We start from the raw sequence: 17,526 nt of genomic DNA, 5'->3' as shown, positions 1-17,526 counted from the left end.
TATTATGGTCGAAGACGAAATGAAAATAGCTACCTGCGCCAAAACACGGGTATCAAACGATCCACCCACCCAGGAGGCGGGTGCTAAACCTAGACAAAATAACGATTCAGAAACGATTCATTATCCAGCTGATAATAAACAAATAATTGACAACAAACAAAGACTGGAGCCAACCCGGTACGGGGATTGGGAAAGCAAAGGACGGTGTATCGATTTTTAATCTATCGCGACCTGCCCCTGGGCTCATTCAAAAGCCGTACAAGGCAAGCAAGTGGTGCATTATGCTAATATTGCTCAATAGCAACAAGAAATTTTGTTGATGTCGATGTCGAGACGTAACGCAAAACCGGATGCGGATCAAAATCGATTCAAGCGTGCATGATTCGATGCCAAAGGTTCCTCAGGACGCCGCAAGCAAGCGCATTTGCGGGTCCCTCTAGGGCGGTCCATTTCGACCTGGGGACGAATACATGCGATTCAGAATGCTGTCGTCTACATGTGTAGGTGCGAAAGTTGAGCGCTAATGAGGCGACCTATAGGCATAATAAAAAAATTCTATATCTTATCCGTTTGGTGCGGTGCATAGCAGAACGGAGACAGGGCTATTCAAGCCGTGTGACCGAGGTTTTAAGGTATTGCCGATGAGGCACTGAAAATTGGATCGTCGGAATGAGTTCAGCTCGTGCATCGCTTGGCATTATAGGATAATGCTTTACCAAACCTAGGGCATCCCTCCGCAAGTATAGATGCTTTTAAATAGAGTTAAATAATTACCGCAAATTAATCTTTTAATTTCAATATATAAGATAATGGCGGAGCCTTATGGCTCCGCCATTAAATCGTTGGTACGCAAAACGACTTAGCGGTTTTGACGATTGTCGATCAAGTCGTCGACCACATGGGGATCGGCCAAAGTCGAGGTGTCACCTAGGCTGCCAAAGTCATTTTCAGCGATCTTGCGCAAGATTCGACGCATGATTTTACCGGACCGCGTTTTCGGCAGGCCGGGCGCCCATTGCAGCCAGTCGGGCGTTGCGATCGGGCCGATTTCCTTGCGGACCCAGGTGACGAGCTCTTTCTTCAATTCGTCAGAAGGTTCGATCCCAGCGTTCAAGGTCACGTAAGCATAGATGCCTTGACCCTTAATGTCGTGGGGTGCGCCGACCACGGCGGCTTCGGCGACTTTTTCGTGAGCAACCAAAGCGCTTTCGACCTCGGCGGTACCCATGCGGTGGCCGGACACGTTGATCACATCATCGACGCGGCCGGTGATCCAATAATAGCCATCTTCGTCGCGGCGGCAGCCGTCGCCGGTAAAATATTTGCCGGGATAGGTGGAGAAATAGGTCTGTTCAAAGCGCTCGTGATCACCGTAAACAGTGCGCATTTGACCGGGCCAACTGTCGATCATGCACAGGTTACCCTCAGTCGCGCCTTCTAGCGGATTGCCTTCACTGTCGACGATTTGCGGCTGGACACCGAAGAACGGACGGGTGGCGGAGCCGGGTTTCAGTGCCGTGGCACCCGGCAGCGGCGTGATCAAGATTCCGCCGGTTTCGGTTTGCCACCACGTGTCAACGATCGGGCAGCGCCCATCGCCAACCACGTTGTAGTACCACATCCAGGCTTCAGGATTGATGGGTTCGCCCACGGAACCCAGCAAACGCAAGGATTTTCGGGAAGTCTTTTTGACCGGGCCGTCACCATCGCGCATCAACGCGCGGATCGCGGTCGGCGCGGTGTAGAAGATGTTGACGTTGTGCTTATCGCATACCTGCCAGAAACGTGAAGTATCTGGGTAGTTCGGCACACCTTCGAACATCAAAGTGGTCGCGCCATTGGCCAACGGACCATAAACAATATAGCTGTGGCCGGTAACCCAGCCCACATCTGCCGTGCACCAGTAGATATCACCGTCGTGATAATCGAACACGTACTGATGGGTCATCGAGGCGTATACCATATAGCCGCCAGTGGTATGCAAAACGCCCTTTGGCGCGCCGGTGGAGCCGGACGTGTAAAGAATGAACATCGGATCTTCGGCGTTCATTTCTTCGACATCGCAGGTGGCGGCTTCATTAGCCACGGCGGCCTCATACCAAACATCGCGGCTGTCGTCCCAAGCGATGTCGCCACCGGTTCGTTTGACGACAAATACGGTCTCCACCGAAGGGCAATCCTTGAGTGCCTCGTCGACGTTGGATTTAAGGGGAATGGACTTTTTGCCGCGTAGGCCTTCGTCTGCGGTGATCACGCAATTGGACGCGCACCCTTTGATGCGACCGGCCAAAGCGTCAGGCGAAAACCCGCCGAACACGATCGAGTGAATCGCGCCGATGCGTGTGCATGCCAACATGGCGTATGCGGCTTCGGGAATCATCGGCATATATAAGGTGACGACATCGCCCTTCTTAATGCCGCGCGCCTTCATTGCGTTGGCGAGCTTGCAAACTTCGTCGTGAAGTTCTTGGTAGGTGATGTTTTTGGAATCGGTCGGGTCGTCGCCTTCCCAGATGATCGCGGTTTGGTTGGCGCGCGCAGGGAGGTGACGGTCAATGCAGTTGGCCGACGCGTTCAAGGTACCGTCGGCGAACCACTCGATCGAAACACCGGGAATGTTGTAATTGACGTTTTTGACCTGGGTGTAGGGCTTGATCCAGTCGATGCGCTTGCCGTGCTCGCCCCAAAATCCTTCAGAATCCTCAACGGATTGTTTGTACATTTCAAGGTATTTGGCGTTATCGACCCACGCGGCCTTGGCTAACGCGTCCGAAACTGGAAAAACGTTGGAATCACTCATGTTTATGCCCCTCCCTGGGTGTGAGGTCTGTTTTATGTCGTCCTGCTTCTCGCGGTTCCGCCGGGCTTGCCTAAGCGACAGCGTGCGCATGAGCGCCGCATACCGGGACCAGGTGCGTTCTTTTGCTGCAGGACACTGTATTGTGCAGTGCAGCGTAAAGGATTATTGAGGAATTCAAACGCAGGCGCAAGCGAAGAAAACAGGAATGCGTGGCTTTTCAATCGAGCCAAACGGCACCGTCACGAACGGTGCAGGATATAGGTTGCAAGTGTTTGCCCACGCACGGACCATGGACGCAGGCACCGTCCTCAATGCGAAACAACGCACCATGCGTCGAACACAAAATAAGATCTTTTTTTGGGGTGAGAAAGCGACCCGGTGTGAAATCGAGCGGCGCGTGAACGTGTGGGCAGGAATTTATATAAAGATAAACATTTAAACCTTTTCGAACTGCAAGGATGCGGCTCATCTCACCTTTAACGTGAGCCACGAACCCTGCGGACTCGCCATCGTCAATGTCATCCAACTGGCAAAGTGGTTCAGTGGTCATGGTTTGAGTCCTTTTGCCATAAAGAGGATTTCATCCCACTCGTCTTCTGTCACAGGCATCACCGAAAGACGAGATTGTTTCAGCAAAGCCATTTGTTGCAGTTTCGGATTGGATTTTATATCCGCTAGCGATACGGCTTGGGTGACGGGGGCAACGGCCTTGAGGTCGACACACACGAATTTACCGGATGCATCGGTGGGGTCGGGGTAGGATTCCGCGACAACTTCCAAAGTGCCGACAATTTCCTTTCCGACAACGGAATGATAGAAAAAAACCTTATCACCCAGAGCCATAGATTTCATGTAGCGGGCGGCTTGATGGTTGCGCACACCGTTCCAGGGTTCAATACCCGCAGCGACATGGTCAGACCAAGACCAGCTGCCGGGTTCGGACTTTACGAGCCAATACGCCACGATTAAAACTCCTTAAAATGTCGATACGAATGTGGGCTCATCACAAAAGCGCTAGTATAAAGGAGCTGGATTGCGCGAAGATTTAAATGCAAATACGCAACAATCGACAAAAAGAACGAACATCGTGCCTAGGGCAACACCTTCTTCCAAGGACGAATGATCACGCTCTCAAATAGTTTGGCCTGAGCATAAGGGTCATTAGATGCAAAATCTTGAGCCTGTTCAAGATGGTCAAAATCAACCACAATCAGGCTTCCGTTCATGGTTTCCCCAACACTATCCAGTGTCGGTCCGGCGAAGACCAATTTGTCCCCCAAGGATTTCAAGTGCTCGACGTGTGCCGGACGGTTATCCATACGGACATCCAAATAATCTTCTTTGTCGGTGCAAAAAATGGCGAACAACATGGCATGGTCCTTATTCGATATTTAAGGGGCGGCTCAAAAGGCCTGTGATGATGGCGTCAAGGTCGACCCCATGGTTGAGAACGCCGTCAACGGCGAGGCAAATGGGCATATCGACCTGTTTGCGCCGCGCCAATTCGGTGACAGCAGCGGCGGTGAAGACACCTTCGGTGACGGCTTTGCGTTCGGAAAGAATATCCGCCAGGGCGCGGCCTTGGCCCAATTGAACGCCGAGGGAGAAATTGCGCGATTGCATGGCGTTACAGGTCAAAGTCAGATCACCCAAGCCAGACAGGCCCATCAACGTATGTTCTTGGGCGCCATAGACCTTGCCCAGACGGGCGATTTCCGCCAAGCCACGGGTGACCAACGCGGCACGGGCATTGTCGCCGAGGCCGCGCCCCTCGACAATGCCGCACGCGATGGCCATGACATTTTTGACGGCCCCACCCAATTGCGCGCCGATCACGTCGTTAGAATAATATGTGCGAAAACAACGGCTCGACAGGCTGGCGCACAAGTGTTGACCCAGAGTTTCGTCTGCGCACGCCAAAGTTAGGGCCGTGGGCATATCACGGGCCACTTCGATGGCGAAGGTCGGGCCGGACAACACTGCGATCGGTGCGGCGTCACCCAAAACGTCACCGACAATTTCACTCATTAACTTAAATGTGTTTTGTTCTATGCCTTTGGCGCAGATGATGGCGGGCGTGCCCGGGCGCCAATGTGGCTTAGCAGATTCGCACACGTGGCGGAGGAATTGTGCCGGCGCGACCAGCAAAACGGCGTCCGCGGCCACAGCATCGGCAATGTCGGTGGTGGCGCGAATGCCCTCATCCAGGGAAACTCCCGGTAGAAAGGCGGCGTTTTCGTGTGACGCGTTAATAGAGTCGGCGACCTCAGTCTCGTGGGCCTGCAAAATCACGTTGGGTCCCGGAGGGCCAGCGCGGCGCACGGCGGTTGCCAGGGCTGTCCCCCAAGCGCCCGCACCAATAATGCCGATGGTTTCCAAAATAAAGTTACTCCATTGAACAAATTTGATTTGACGTCTGAAAAAGGGTTTAAAAAAGAGTTTCAGGCTTTGATACCCGCACCGGCAGCCTTAGGCGCATGGGGATCGAGTGGCCAGCGGGGCCGTGGAGCAAATTCTAGATTATCTTGTTGATCTAATCTGAGTCTCTCGATGCCCACCCAAGCGATCATGGCACCGTTGTCGGTGCAAAGATTCAGCGGAGGAGCGGCAAGTGTCATGGATTGATCCGCCGCGATTTTTTCCAATGTGTGGCGCAGCGAACTGTTCGCTGCAACGCCTCCGGCAACAACCAAAGTGTTGGCGTTGGGGCACTGATCGCGAAACAAACGAATGGCACGCGTGGTGCGTTCACCGATGACATCGGCGACCGCATTTTGAAAACTGGCGGCCATATCGTTGACGTCTTGAACCTGTAGTGGACCCGGCGGTAATGCATCGATAGACCGTTTGACCGCAGCTTTGAGGCCGGAAAACGAAAAATGACATCCGGGCTTGCCGCGCATCGGTCGGGGCAGATCGAAACGGCTGGCATCGCCGAGACGCGCGGCAGCTTCGATGGGGGGGCCGCCCGGATAGCCGAGGCCAAGCATTTTGGCGGTTTTGTCAAACGCTTCGCCCACGGCGTCGTCAATGGTGGTGCCCAGACGGGTATAGTCGCCGACGCCACGCACGATCAAAAGCTGACTGTGGCCACCAGAAACCAACAGCAGCAGATAAGGAAAGGCGACGTTGTTAGTCAGCCGCGCGGTGAGCGCGTGACCCTCGAGATGATTCACGGCTACAAACGGAATGTCTTGCGCGGCGGCGATGGCCTTGGCGGTCATCACACCAACGATCACTCCGCCGATCAGGCCCGGACCACCTGTTGCAGCAACGGCATCAAGCTGATCGAAGCGCAGACCAGCTTGATCCATGGCCTGTTTTACCACGTGGTCGGCGAATTCCAGGTGTGCGCGCGCCGCGACTTCGGGCACAATGCCGCCGAACGGACGATGAGCCTCGATTTGTGACAAAACCACATCGGATAGGATTTCACCCCCGCCATCAGCATTGCTGCGAATGACCGCCGCAGCGGTTTCGTCACAACTGGTTTCGATACCCAAAACGATCATGTATAAAGCCCTTGTTTCGCACACGGCGGACTTTACTCTAAGGCGGGTATAAGAAACCACACTTAACACACCTAGGTACGGATAGAGTTTATGAACGACACCCCTTTGCGCATTGGCACCCGCGGCAGCCCCTTGGCCTTGGCGCAAGCTTACGAGACACGCGACAAGTTGATGGCGGCTTTTCCAGAACTGAGCGGAGAAGGCCAGATCGAAATCGTCGTCATCAAAACCACCGGCGATGCAGTGCTCGATCGTGCTCTGCAAGATATCGGCGGAAAGGGTCTGTTCACCAAGGAAATCGACGAGGCAATGTTGGCGCGCGACATCGACATCGCCGTGCATTCAATGAAGGATGTGCCGACCTATTTGCCGGATGGTATCCACCTGCCGTGCATGCTGGAACGTGAAGATGTGCGCGATGTGTTCATTTCCAACAAGGCCAAATCGGTATGGGATCTGCCCCAAGGCGCGGTGGTCGGCTCAGCCTCGTTGCGCCGCCAGTCGCAAATCCTCGCACGGCGACCCGATCTTAAAGTCGTGACCTTTCGCGGCAACGTGCAGACGCGCATGAAAAAACTCGACGCTGGCGAGGTTGATGGGACGCTTCTGGCCGCTGCGGGGCTGCGGCGCTTGGGCATGGAAGAGGTCATCACCGATCTGATGGACGCCGAAGATTTCATTCCCGCCGTGGGCCAAGGCGCCATCGGCATCACATGCATGGAAGACGACGAACGCGCCAACCGGGTTTTGGCCGCGCTCAATCATGATGAAACCGTGGTGCGGGTGACGGCTGAACGTGCGTTTCTCGCCGTTCTCGACGGTTCGTGCCGCACGCCCATCGCCGCATATTCGCGCCTTGAAGGGGAAACGCTGCACTTTCACGGTCTGGTGGCAAAGCCCGACGGATCGGAAGTTCATCACATCACGCGCACCAGCGCAGCCGATTTGGCCGCAGCCGAAACCATGGGTCGGGATGCGGGCCAAGAACTCAAAGACAAGATCGGTCCCGATTTTCTCGCCACCGCAGGTTAAGGCTTAATAATGCGTATCCTCGTCACCCGCCCTGCTGAGGATAGCAAACCGCTGATCGACGCCTTGACGCAGTTGGGACACGAGGGTGTTTCCATGCCGTTGCTCGACATCGCGCTGATCGATGGGCCTGAATTGGACCTGCATGGAACGCAGGCGTTGCTGTTCACGTCGGCTAACGGCGCGCGGGCGTTTGCCGCGCGATCGGGTGATCGCGACCTGCCGGCCCTATGTGTCGGCGACGCCACCGCGCGCGAAGCCTTGGCGCTTGGATTCGAAACAGTCAAAAGCGCCGCTGGCGACGTCGAAGCCTTGGCCGTGCTGGTGGTCAAAGAATTGAACCCGGCAGCGGGTACATTGCTGCATCCGGCAGGCTCGAAGGTCGCGGGGGACTTGGCGGTCATGGTTCAAGCGGCGGGTTTTACGTATCGTCGTGAAGTGCTGTATGAAGCGATCAAGGCCGAACACCTGCCAGACGATGTGTTGAATGAGTTAAAAACCGGCACCGTCGATGCAGTGGTGCTGTATTCGCCGCGCACCGGATCCGCGTTCGCTCAGCTGATTGACAAGGCAGGCGCGCGGGCGCATCTCAAAACTGTGGACGCTTATTGCTTGAGCGCTGCGGTGGCGGAACAAATCAAGGATCTTGCGTGGCGCGATATACTCATCGCTGCGCATCCCGATCAGGCTTCTCTTTTGGCTTTGCTCGACACGTGATAGGAATGTCGAGACACACGCGCGCATTATCTTCATGCACTGAACTGGGGACGTGACCAGACGATGACGGACAACGTAGACAAAAACCAAGAGGCCTCATTGCAAGAGGCCTCATTGATAGAGGCCGAAGCCAAGCAGACTGATACGCAGTCCCAGCCCGCGTCTTCGTTTGAGCCCAAGTCCGATCATCGTTCGTCCGGTGGCGGTTTCGTATGGCTGCTTGCCGCTTTGTTGGTGATTGGCGGCGGCGGGTACGCGGTGTGGCCGTATGCTGCACCCACGGTCGAGCCGGTATTGAAAAACGTCCGCGCCATGTTCGGCCTGCAGCCGCGCCCGACGCAACCGTCCTTGCCCGGCGTGACGCCGACGGAAACGACTGCACCGGTCATCGCTTCGCAACCACAACCCGAATCCGTGCAAGCAGAGACGTCCACGACACTCCCTATCGAAGCGCCAGCCATCGCGGCGCCTGTCGTGGAAGCACCAGTTGATGAAACGCCCAGCGTTGAAGCCCCTGTCATTGAGGCACCGGAATCCGTGCTGCCCGTGACGGCAATGGCCCGCGACGACTCCCCCGAGCCCGCAACTCCGCAGACGGATATCGCACCGATGGTGCAAAGCCTCACGGAACGGTTGGATATTCTCGAAACCCAAGTGCTGACAGCGGCATCCGCTAACCGGTCAACAAGTCAAGACGACACGGCCATACCGGCAAACGGTCAATTGGTGCGGGTTCTGTCGGAGCTGCGCGCTGATCTGGCGACATTGAAAACACGGGTTGCGGCATTGGAAAATGCACCGCGCGGCCAAATCGATCCCAGCGCATCTGCTCAGGCGTTGGTTTTGTCGGTGACTCAACTCGCCACCCAAGCACAAAGCGACCAGCCGTTCGCGGCGGCGTTGGACGCGTTGGAACGCATCGCCGGCGCCGAACCTGTGATCGCCACCGCCGTGGAGCGGCTGCGCGCATTTGCCGCCAGCGGTGTGCCGACCCAGGCCCGCATCGCTTCTGACTTCAAAACCGTCGCGGTCGAGGTGATGAAAGTACACGGCCAAACCCAGCGTACCGGGTGGTTGGACGAGGTAGTGGGCGCGGCTTCAAGCTTGGTCACCGTGCGTCAGACCGATCCTGAACGCATCGAGGATCCTGTTGAACGTGCCCTCGCTGTGGCCGAACGGGCGCTCAACGACAACGATCTCAAAACCGCCTTGGCCGCCATGGACAGCTTGCAAGGCTCAGCTGGTGCTGTCGCCAGTCGCTGGCGCGAAACGGCGCGCGCGCGGGTTGAAATTCGTGACGCGCTCGAAGCTTTGCACAACCGTGCCCTGGCCGCCTTGGCGGTCACAGGCGGATCATGAGGAGCGGTCGATGCTGCGTTTGATTCTCTTTTTGATCGCCGTTGGCACGCTGGCTTGGGGTGTAATCTGGGTTGGCGACAATCCCGGTCAGGTCAGCCTCAATTGGCACGGCTGGCAGGTGGAAACATCCGCCGGCGTATTGGCCGGAGGAGTGGCGCTGTTTACCATCACGGTGGCCCTGACCTATCGCTTTTGGCTGTTTCTCACACGTGCACCAGGGCAAATCACGGCAAGTTATCGCGAACGCCGTTCCCGCAAAGGCTACAAAGCGCTGACCAAGGGCATGGTCGCGGTCGCGGCGGGCGATGCAGAAGAATCACGCCGCCAAGTGCAAAAAGCCGACGGTTTGTTGGGTGAGCCGCCGCTGACCCTATTGCTGAAAGCACAATCGGCGCAGTTGAACGGCGATGAGTTGGCGGCGGAACGTTTTTTCACCGCGATGCTGGATGATCCGGAGATGGAATTTCTCGGCTTGCGCGGGCTGCTCAATCAAGCGGTCAAGCGCGGCGACGACGTCACGGCTTTGGAGCTTGCACGCCGTGCTCAAGCATTGAAGCCGAAAAGCGAATGGCTGGCTGAAGCTTTGTTCGACCTGGAAGCGCGTGCGGGCACATGGCTGGCAGCGAGCGATGCGCTTAACCATATGACCAAGCTGGCGTCGGCGAGCAAAGGTGAGAACCGCCATCGTCAAGCGGTGGTCGCCTTTGGCGAAAGCCTCGATGCAGAAAAAACCGGCGATCCGGTCAAAGCGTTGAAGTATGCGGAAAAGGCCGTGTCTTTGGACAGTGCGTTTACCGCAGCAGCAGTGCGGTTGGCTGACATGTATTTGAGCCGGGGCAACACCCGCAAGGCCCAAGGCGTGGTGGAAAAAGCCTGGGGCCTGACACCTCATCCGGACTTGGTGGCGTTGTATTTCCGGGCCCGCAAGGTTGCCAACGGCCTGAGCAAAGTCTCGGCGTTGGAAAAACTGTTGTCGTTCAAACCCGGCGCGGTCGAAGGCCACATCGCCATAGCCGAAGCGGCTTTGGAAGCCAAACTGTGGGGACAGGCGCGCACTCATCTGGGCGCGGCGATGGAAGCGGGACGTTTGACCCGCAAGGTCTTCACACTGATGGCCGAACTGGAAGATCAAGATCGCAGCGACAAGGATCAGGTGCGCCACTGGCTGGCGCGTGCGGCCACCGCCGCCGCCGATCCGCTGTGGGTGTGCACGAACTGCGGCCATGTGACGCAGGAATGGTCGACGCACTGCCCGAAATGCCGAACTTTCGACCCGATGGTTTGGGACACTCCGCCGGGCCTTGCGGCGCTTCCCGCACAACAGACGCACTTGGCGCTGCTGAGCGCCGATACGCCGAGTCAAGACTAGCGCTCACGCAGAGGAAACGCGTTGACGTGCGCGTCCGGGCGGATTAAAAGAGCGCGTCTCGAGATCAATTGGTTTCGGAATCGGTTTGAGCCGATGTAGCTCAGTTGGTAGAGCAACGCATTCGTAATGCGTAGGTCCGCAGTTCAAGTCTGCGCATCGGCACCATTATTTCGCAGGACACTCTGCGCCGAATGGGCTCTCCGGTCGTGATGACCGGGGAGCCCGATTTGGTTTCGCACCAGCCATCAAATTTGAAAAGGTTTTTGGTCTTTGTGGGCGGTCCAGGTGGCTTAGGTGCCACTATCAACCGCATTGGAGATGCTGTTGAACATGTTGCCCATGTTGTCGGCGAACAGGTTCAATGCACCGATGATGGCTACGCAAATGAGGGTAGCGATTAGCGCGTATTCAATAGCCGTTGCGCCGTGCTCCGCGCGTAAAAAGTTGGCGGGCATATAATGTCGGGGGGACAACCTCATTGTGGGGCTCCGATTATTGATAGAACGACTTGGGCCTCAGTTTAATGGAAAGTTGTGCTGGTTGATAGGTACTGAGATCGGTTACGCTCGGCGCGGCATATACGAAAAGGCGAAATGATGCAGGACCTCCCCAACGCCACGCAAATTCGCGACAGTGCGCAATCCGCCAGCTTAGCTCAAGGCGTCTCCCTGGCTTTGGGCGCCACCGCTATGTGGGGCATGTTTCCATTGGTGTTTAAGACCGTCGCGCATATCCCGGCGCTGGAGGTGCTCGCCCATCGTTCCGCATGGTCGCTGGTTTTCGTGACCTTATTGATGGTGGCCGTGGGGCGGCGAGGGGAAATCTTTTCGAAATCATTTTATGCCCCGCGAACGCTACGCACGATGGCGCTTTCAGGGCTGGCGGTGGCGACCAACTGGGGCATTTTCATTTGGGCGGTGGCCCATGATTTGGTGCTTCAATCGAGCCTCGGATATTACATCAGTCCCTTGATGAGCGTCGCCCTTGGCGTGGTGTTTTTGGGCGAGCGCTTACACATCGCGGCCTGGGCGGCCATTGCCTTGGCCGTGGTCGGCGTGTCGGTGTTGGTTATCAACCTCGGCCAAGTGCCATGGGTGTCTATCGGATTGGCGGTGTCTTGGTCGATTTATGGCCTTGTGCGCAAGACTGCGCCGGTGGGGTCGTTACCGGGACTGTATCTGGAAACCTTGCTGTTGTTGCCGGTGGCGCTGAGTTACATCGCCTGGTTGCCTCTGCACGACGGCGCGACGACGTTCGGCGGCAGCGTTGCGGACAGTGCGCTGTTGGCGGGAACTGGACTGGTCACGGCGTTGCCGTTGCTGCTGTTTGCGCGTGCGACGCGAATCTTGCGTCTTTCGACCATTGGATTGCTGATGTACATCGTACCCACGGCGCAGTTTCTGTTGGCGGTGTTTGTCTTCGATGAGCCGTTCACCACCGCTCACTTGATCGCGTTTGCGTTCATCTGGCTCGGTTTGGCCGTGTATGGCTGGGGATCATCAAGATCGCGTCCCGTCGTTGCGGCGGAGTGATCCATATCGCCTACGTAGCGTTTTTCAAATCCGAGGATGGGGCTTCGATTGCATGTGCAACGATGTCCGTTTCAGGTTGAAAAAATGGGGCGATTTTAGTCGATACGGTCGGCGAATATTATGGTTACCAGAAAATTAATAAGCAAAAAGAAATGATTATAGGCGCAGCTTTGATCGCAGTCGCATACAACCCGAGTTGACGGTGGGCTTTAGCGAGCGGATATAGCGGGCTTAAGGCGCTCGTTTTTCGCCTTGCCGTATAATTGGCCCGGTTAGACCAACAAATCGGGTCAGATAAACATATAACGTATTGAATAATTGGTATTTTTTATTCATTTATAATTCGTAATGAAAATGCGTGGCTCGACTGTGGTACGAATAGACTCTCAGAGACCAATCGCGATCTAAACTAAACAGCTGGGTTCGTCGTCGTATCGGCCCAGCATCTGGTCTGATGTTAAATCCTCTGCAGCATGGTTAACAAATCATAAACGTCTGACCGATCCTCAAAAGTAAAATCAAGGGCATCTTCAGTCATATCGAGCCGCGATTTTGAGCCGCAATTGTGTGGCTGAGGACACCGTTCGGCAGCGGTGATCGATGCTCGTCGTCAGGACGGGAGTACAATTCTCAAAGACCAAGCAGGTACAAACAACATATGAAGTTAAGCACTTGGTTTAGGCCATGATTTGGCTTGATAATTGACAGGGTTTATCAAAAATCTGTCGCGTTTAGAGTCGTTTCTGCGCAGATATAACGTCGCACGCACCAGTTCGGGTAATATTGCTAACAAATATTTAAGGGAATATGTTTTGTTATATATCATGATGTTACATATTTTTTCTTGTATGTTACCTTATTTTCAAGTCTCGAGGAGCAGGTAAATAGACACTAATCATGCTCCAGTTTGGTGAAAAAACAACATTCGCAGTTGACCTGAGGCCGGAAAATCCTAAACTGATCGGATAACCGGTGCCGACAGGTGCGATATTCGAGAATGTTTTGGCCTTTGAACAACACGGCATCATAGGGGCATTGTCGTCGGTGTCATTGCTCTCACCTTCAGGTGAGCGAAAGATGAGCATGAGCGAAAAACTCTCCAACAAACACTCCTACACGGTGCCCTGTTCCAGTCGCTTTCGCGACGAGATCTTGGCGCTGGCCGCATCGAAGCACTGTAATGTCGCCGATCTGGCCCGATCTGTGGTTTTGGTGGTGCCGCGAAATGAGATCGATGCTTACAAAGATCCCGGTGAGCCCGCACGTGATGACCGCGAAACGGTGGTGCTGAAATCTGGCCGCTCTGAAGGCAAGCCGTGGCGGCGCAAACCGCGTCTGCAAGTGCGCATGGCTCCCGGTTTTGCTATCGAAACCATACGTAAGGCCCTAGCCCTAGCCTTGGCCATCGAACGCGGACATATGAGTGTCGGCGTGGAATCTGAGGCCGCTAAATCCGAAGCGGAAATGGAACAAGAAGCCCAACATATTTTGTTGCGCAACACACACGATGAGCTGGAACGGTTGCGCAACGTCGTCCAGGCGCTGCATTTCGAGCCGTTGCCGGACGGAGTGCACACCCGCGAACAAGCGCTGTATGTATTGGGGTTTCCGCCCGGCTCGGTCGCCGACCTCAACGCCGTGCGCATGCGCTTTCGTCGCTTGGCTACGGTTTATCATCCAGACGGCAAGGATGGCTGCCATCAGCGTATGAGCCAGATTAACGCGGCGATGGAACTGCTGCGCCGCGGCGTACGTTAAGCCCAAAACAAAACCGCCCAGGATGACCCGGGCGGTTTGTTTGTCGGCTTGTGAGGCTTGCGTTAGCGGCGGTCGCCGAACAGACGCAACAGCATCAAGAACAGGTTGATAAAGTCCAAATACAGCGTCAGCGCGCCCATGATGGCTTTCTTGGTTGCCACGCCGTGGCTGTCCATCTCGTCGTAGATGGATTTGATCTTTTGCGTGTCGTAGGCGGTCAAACCGACGAAGATCAACACACCCGCGGCGGAAATCACGAATTCCAACGCGCTCGACTGCAAGAAGATGTTCACCACCATGGCAATGATCAAGCCGATCAGGCCCATCATCAGGAACGAGCCGAAGCCGGACAGGTCACGTTTGGTGGTGTAGCCATAAAGGCTCATACCGGCAAAGGTGCCTGCGGTGATGAAGAACACCCGCGCGATCGAGGTGCCGGTGTACATCATAAATATCGAAGCCATGGACAAGCCCATGACAACCGCGAAAGCCCAAAACAGCATTTGCGCGGTCGTGGTGCTAAGCTTGTTGATGCCGAACGACAATACCATCACAAAAGCCAGCGGGGCCAGCATCACCACCCACGACAGCGGGGTGCCGAAAATGGTGTTGAGCATGGTTTCGGAACTGGCGGTGAGCATCGCCACGACGCCGGTCAGCGCTAAGCCGGAGGCCATGTAGTTGTAGACCTTGAGCATATGGGCGCGCAGGCCCTGGTCGATGCTGATCGAATCGGCACGCGATCCGGTGCGTAATACGGTCTGGTTTTGCGGGTCGAAGGCCATCTGGCGTTCACTCCATATGTTCAGGTTGGACATAAAAACGTTCAGTGTGGCTAATATGTCAGGTAATTGAGGCGAATCAAGGGCAACCCAAGGTTTTGTATAGAAAATATTTGTCGGGCGTCACGCTCATTCATTGCGCAGATGGCCACTGGCTTTTTCGCCCAGCGCCCGCCAGGTGCCGAAAAAGCCGGCCATCATCGTCAGGGTGATTGCCGCCACAACGGTGACGATGGCATCGAAGGGCAATAAGACCCACGACATACCCATGATAAATTGAATCACCGCCCACGATATCAATGTGCCGACAACCGCGCCGACAAGACCGGTAAACAAGCCCAACAGACCGTATTCAAGTAAAAACGCCCCCATCACCTGACGACGGGTCGCTCCCAACACCTTGAACACCACCGAATCGAACACGCGCCGCGCGCGTGCCGCAGCGATGGTGCCGCCCAAAACGATGATACCGGCCAACACCGTCACAGACGCCGTTCCGCTGATCGCCGCGCCGATGCCGGCGATGATGTTGTTGGCCGCTTCAAGAGCGTCGCGCACGCGAATGGTGGAAATGTTGGCGAACTTCTCAGCTACCACTCGCTCAATTTCTGTTTCGGCCTCGGGCGGAGCTTTGATGGCGGCGATATGGGTTTGCGGCGCGCCTTCAAGGGTGCCGGGGGCGAAAATGATGGCGAAGTCGAAACGCAGCGTGCGCCAGTCGATTTTGCGCAAAGAGGTGATTTCGGCGGTTATTTCCCGACCCAAGATATTCAGGGTTAAGCTGTCGCCGATGCCAACGCCAAAACCGCGGGCGACCGTGGCGTCGAACGAAATTTGCGGCGGTCCGGAATAATCTTCCGGCCACCATGCGCCTCCGACGAACTCGGTACCCTCAGAAGGTTTGGCCGCATAAGAAAGCGCCCGGTCACCGCGCACGGCCCAGCGTACACCGGGGTCGATCTCGGCTTCGTCAACCGGCACTCCGGCGATTTTGACGATGCGGCCGCGCAACGAAGGTCGCCGCATCAAATCGTGCGCCCCCGTAACGGAACTGACGGCGGCATCAAACGCAGCGACTTGATCGGGTTGAATGTCGATAAAGAAAAAGGCCGGGGCTTGGTCGGGAATGGTGTCTTTGACCTGCTTAGCGATATTGCCCTGGATCAACGCCACCGCCACCAACACCGATAAGCCGACGCCGAGCGCTTGCACCACACCGGGTGTCGATGCGCCTGGACGGTGTAGATTGGTCAGTGCCAAGCGGACCACGGCGCTTTTGGGGCGCGGCGCGTGTTTGGCCAGTTTCATCACCGCCAACGCGCCAAGGTGCAACAAAAACACCGTGCCGATGCTCACAGCGACGAACCAATAAGCGAAATTGCGTTCCTCGGCCCAAAAAATAACCAGGGCGGCCAACAAAAACACCCCAACCAGCACCGCAATTGCATACTGAAGTTTGGGCAAGGTCGTTACCGGCATGACGTTGGTGCGAAACAAATTGGCGGCAGGCGTTTCTTGCGCTTGGGCCAGGGGCCACAACGCGAAAGTCAGCGACACCAACACGCCGAATGCGGCAGCCTTGAACAGAGCAAAAGGATATAGCGCGACATGGGGCGTAAACGGCAATTGATCCTTGACCAGTTCAATACCAATGAACGGCAACAGCGCACCGATGCTGAGCCCGATGACAATACCGACGAGGCTCAATGCCAAGACCTGCAGCAAATAGATTTGAAACACCAACTTGGCCGGTGCGCCTAAGCATTTGAAGGTGGCGATGGTCGAGGTTTTGGTTTCGAGATAACTGCGCACCGCGCCCAACACGCCGATCCCGCCGACCAGCAATGCGGTCAGGCCGGCGAAGGTCAGAAACAGGGTCAAACGATCGATAAAGCGTTGCAGCCCAGGCGCGGCGTTGCCAGGGCCGTGGATGCGCCAACCGGCGTGGGGAAAATCGCTCTTGAGTTGGTCGATAAAAATTTCAGGCTCAACGCCGGCGTAGAGCGCCAAGCGTTCATGATAGCGGATTTGGCTGCCCAGCTGGACCAACCCAGTGTCGGGCAACGCAGCGGTGGAAACCATTAAACGCGGACCAAAATTGATGATAGAGGCGACGCGATCAGGCTCTTTGTTGATCACGGCGCGCAATTGAAAGCTCGCTTTGCCGACCCGAACCGTGTCGCCGATAGCCAGACCTAATTTTGGCAAAAGGCCGACATCCACCGCTGCGCCCCAGACGTCGCCTTGTTTGGCGAGAATAGTTTGCAACTCACCGGGCGGGTCCAAAACGACCGCACCGCTAAGTGGATAAAAGCCGTCCACGCCCTTGAGCTCGACCAGCGTTCGGTTGGCGTCGGTTTGGGCCATGGCTTTCATTTCGACCGTGGACGACAATTTTGCGGCGTTGGTTTTTAGATAATCGCGTTGTTCGGTGGTAATGGGTTGGTGTTGGGTGCGCAGATCCACGTCGCCGCCCAGCAGGTTGCGGGCATCGGCCATCAAGCCGGATTTCACGGACTCGGACAAGCTGCCCACGGCGGCGATGGCCGCAACGCCTAGGGCTAAGCACATGAGAAAGACGCGAAAGCCCTTCAGGCCGACGCGCATTTCACGCGCCGCGATGCGCCAAGCAAGCATGAAGTCGGCGGAACTCAACAGTGGCATTGCG

Annotated in this window: 16 protein-coding genes and 1 tRNA gene; 8 read left to right on the top strand and 9 right to left on the bottom strand. The window is 56.0% G+C overall.

The window, feature by feature from the left end; all coding sequences use genetic code 11:
• The first annotated feature begins 4 nt into the window (after nucleotides 1-4).
• Nucleotides 5-220 carry a DUF1674 domain-containing protein gene (locus tag VIN96_RS00725; protein WP_331893496.1) on the top strand — a complete coding sequence of 72 codons (216 nt, stop codon included), beginning with the start codon at nucleotides 5-7 and terminating at the stop codon, nucleotides 218-220.
• Between the two features lie 639 nt (nucleotides 221-859).
• On the opposite strand, the gene acs is transcribed toward VIN96_RS00725, so the two are convergent.
• The 6 genes from acs to tsaD form a co-directional block, all read right to left on the bottom strand.
• Entirely contained in the window at nucleotides 860-2,800 is a 1,941-nt protein-coding gene (gene acs, locus VIN96_RS00720; RefSeq protein ID WP_331893495.1) for an acetate--CoA ligase, read from the bottom strand.
• Nucleotides 2,801-3,017: 217 nt separating this feature from the next.
• Nucleotides 3,018-3,350 carry a Rieske (2Fe-2S) protein gene (locus VIN96_RS00715; protein ID WP_331893494.1) on the bottom strand — a complete coding sequence of 111 codons (333 nt, stop codon included), beginning with the start codon at nucleotides 3,348-3,350 and terminating at the stop codon, nucleotides 3,018-3,020.
• Complete coding sequence (locus VIN96_RS00710) at nucleotides 3,347-3,763, bottom strand: EVE domain-containing protein (protein ID WP_331893493.1); 417 nt, start codon at nucleotides 3,761-3,763, stop codon at nucleotides 3,347-3,349. Before VIN96_RS00710 ends, VIN96_RS00715 begins: the two co-directional genes overlap by 4 nt.
• Before the next feature lie 128 nt (nucleotides 3,764-3,891).
• A complete protein-coding gene (locus VIN96_RS00705) occupies nucleotides 3,892-4,170 on the bottom strand; it encodes a YciI family protein (protein ID WP_331893492.1) in 279 nt (92 codons plus the stop codon).
• A gap of 10 nt (nucleotides 4,171-4,180) precedes the next feature.
• Nucleotides 4,181-5,179: an NAD(P)H-dependent glycerol-3-phosphate dehydrogenase gene (locus VIN96_RS00700; protein WP_331893491.1), complete on the bottom strand. Its 999-nt coding sequence runs from the start codon at nucleotides 5,177-5,179 to the stop codon at nucleotides 4,181-4,183.
• Nucleotides 5,180-5,241: 62 nt separating this feature from the next.
• The gene (gene tsaD, locus VIN96_RS00695; protein WP_331893490.1) at nucleotides 5,242-6,312 is read right to left on the bottom strand and encodes a tRNA (adenosine(37)-N6)-threonylcarbamoyltransferase complex transferase subunit TsaD; all 1,071 of its coding nucleotides are present in this window, start codon (nucleotides 6,310-6,312) and stop codon (nucleotides 5,242-5,244) included.
• Nucleotides 6,313-6,402: 90 nt separating this feature from the next.
• On the opposite strand from tsaD, the gene hemC reads away from it, so the two are divergent.
• The 5 genes from hemC to VIN96_RS00670 all read left to right on the top strand — a co-directional run bounded on the left by hemC (nucleotide 6,403) and on the right by VIN96_RS00670 (nucleotide 10,951).
• Nucleotides 6,403-7,344: a hydroxymethylbilane synthase gene (hemC, locus tag VIN96_RS00690; RefSeq protein WP_331893489.1), complete on the top strand. Its 942-nt coding sequence runs from the start codon at nucleotides 6,403-6,405 to the stop codon at nucleotides 7,342-7,344.
• A gap of 9 nt (nucleotides 7,345-7,353) precedes the next feature.
• Entirely contained in the window at nucleotides 7,354-8,058 is a 705-nt protein-coding gene (locus tag VIN96_RS00685; protein ID WP_331893488.1) for a uroporphyrinogen-III synthase, read from the top strand.
• A gap of 63 nt (nucleotides 8,059-8,121) precedes the next feature.
• Nucleotides 8,122-9,417, top strand: a complete 1,296-nt coding sequence (locus tag VIN96_RS00680) for a COG4223 family protein (RefSeq protein ID WP_331893487.1) — start codon at nucleotides 8,122-8,124, stop codon at nucleotides 9,415-9,417.
• Nucleotides 9,418-9,427: 10 nt separating this feature from the next.
• Complete coding sequence (locus tag VIN96_RS00675) at nucleotides 9,428-10,786, top strand: heme biosynthesis protein HemY (protein ID WP_331893486.1); 1,359 nt, start codon at nucleotides 9,428-9,430, stop codon at nucleotides 10,784-10,786.
• 89 nt (nucleotides 10,787-10,875) lie between these two features.
• A tRNA-Thr gene (locus tag VIN96_RS00670) sits at nucleotides 10,876-10,951 on the top strand.
• Nucleotides 10,952-11,076: 125 nt separating this feature from the next.
• Here VIN96_RS00670 and VIN96_RS00665 read toward each other — a convergent pair.
• Nucleotides 11,077-11,265, bottom strand: coding sequence for a Flp family type IVb pilin (locus VIN96_RS00665; RefSeq protein ID WP_331893485.1), 189 nt, complete (start codon nucleotides 11,263-11,265; stop codon nucleotides 11,077-11,079).
• A gap of 114 nt (nucleotides 11,266-11,379) precedes the next feature.
• Between VIN96_RS00665 and rarD the strand changes: the two genes are divergently transcribed.
• Together rarD and VIN96_RS00655 are read left to right on the top strand one after the other, a co-directional pair.
• Entirely contained in the window at nucleotides 11,380-12,318 is a 939-nt protein-coding gene (gene rarD, locus VIN96_RS00660) for an EamA family transporter RarD (protein WP_331893484.1), read from the top strand.
• A 1,083-nt stretch (nucleotides 12,319-13,401) separates the two neighbouring features.
• The gene (locus tag VIN96_RS00655) at nucleotides 13,402-14,076 is read left to right on the top strand and encodes a J domain-containing protein (RefSeq protein WP_331893483.1); all 675 of its coding nucleotides are present in this window, start codon (nucleotides 13,402-13,404) and stop codon (nucleotides 14,074-14,076) included.
• A 62-nt stretch (nucleotides 14,077-14,138) separates the two neighbouring features.
• Here VIN96_RS00655 and VIN96_RS00650 read toward each other — a convergent pair whose 3' ends face one another.
• Together VIN96_RS00650 and VIN96_RS00645 are read right to left on the bottom strand one after the other, a co-directional pair.
• Complete coding sequence (locus tag VIN96_RS00650) at nucleotides 14,139-14,861, bottom strand: Bax inhibitor-1/YccA family protein (RefSeq protein ID WP_331893718.1); 723 nt, start codon at nucleotides 14,859-14,861, stop codon at nucleotides 14,139-14,141.
• Nucleotides 14,862-14,987: 126 nt separating this feature from the next.
• Nucleotides 14,988-17,522, bottom strand: coding sequence for an ABC transporter permease (locus VIN96_RS00645; protein ID WP_331893482.1), 2,535 nt, complete (start codon nucleotides 17,520-17,522; stop codon nucleotides 14,988-14,990).
• Nucleotides 17,523-17,526: the final 4 nt, after the last annotated feature.

The organism is Magnetovibrio sp., assembly GCF_036568125.1.
In the GTDB taxonomy this organism is placed as follows: domain Bacteria; phylum Pseudomonadota; class Alphaproteobacteria; order Rhodospirillales; family Magnetovibrionaceae; genus Magnetovibrio.
The sequence above is the reverse complement of the archived record's forward strand: the minus strand, read 5'-3'. Positions and strand labels throughout refer to the sequence as shown.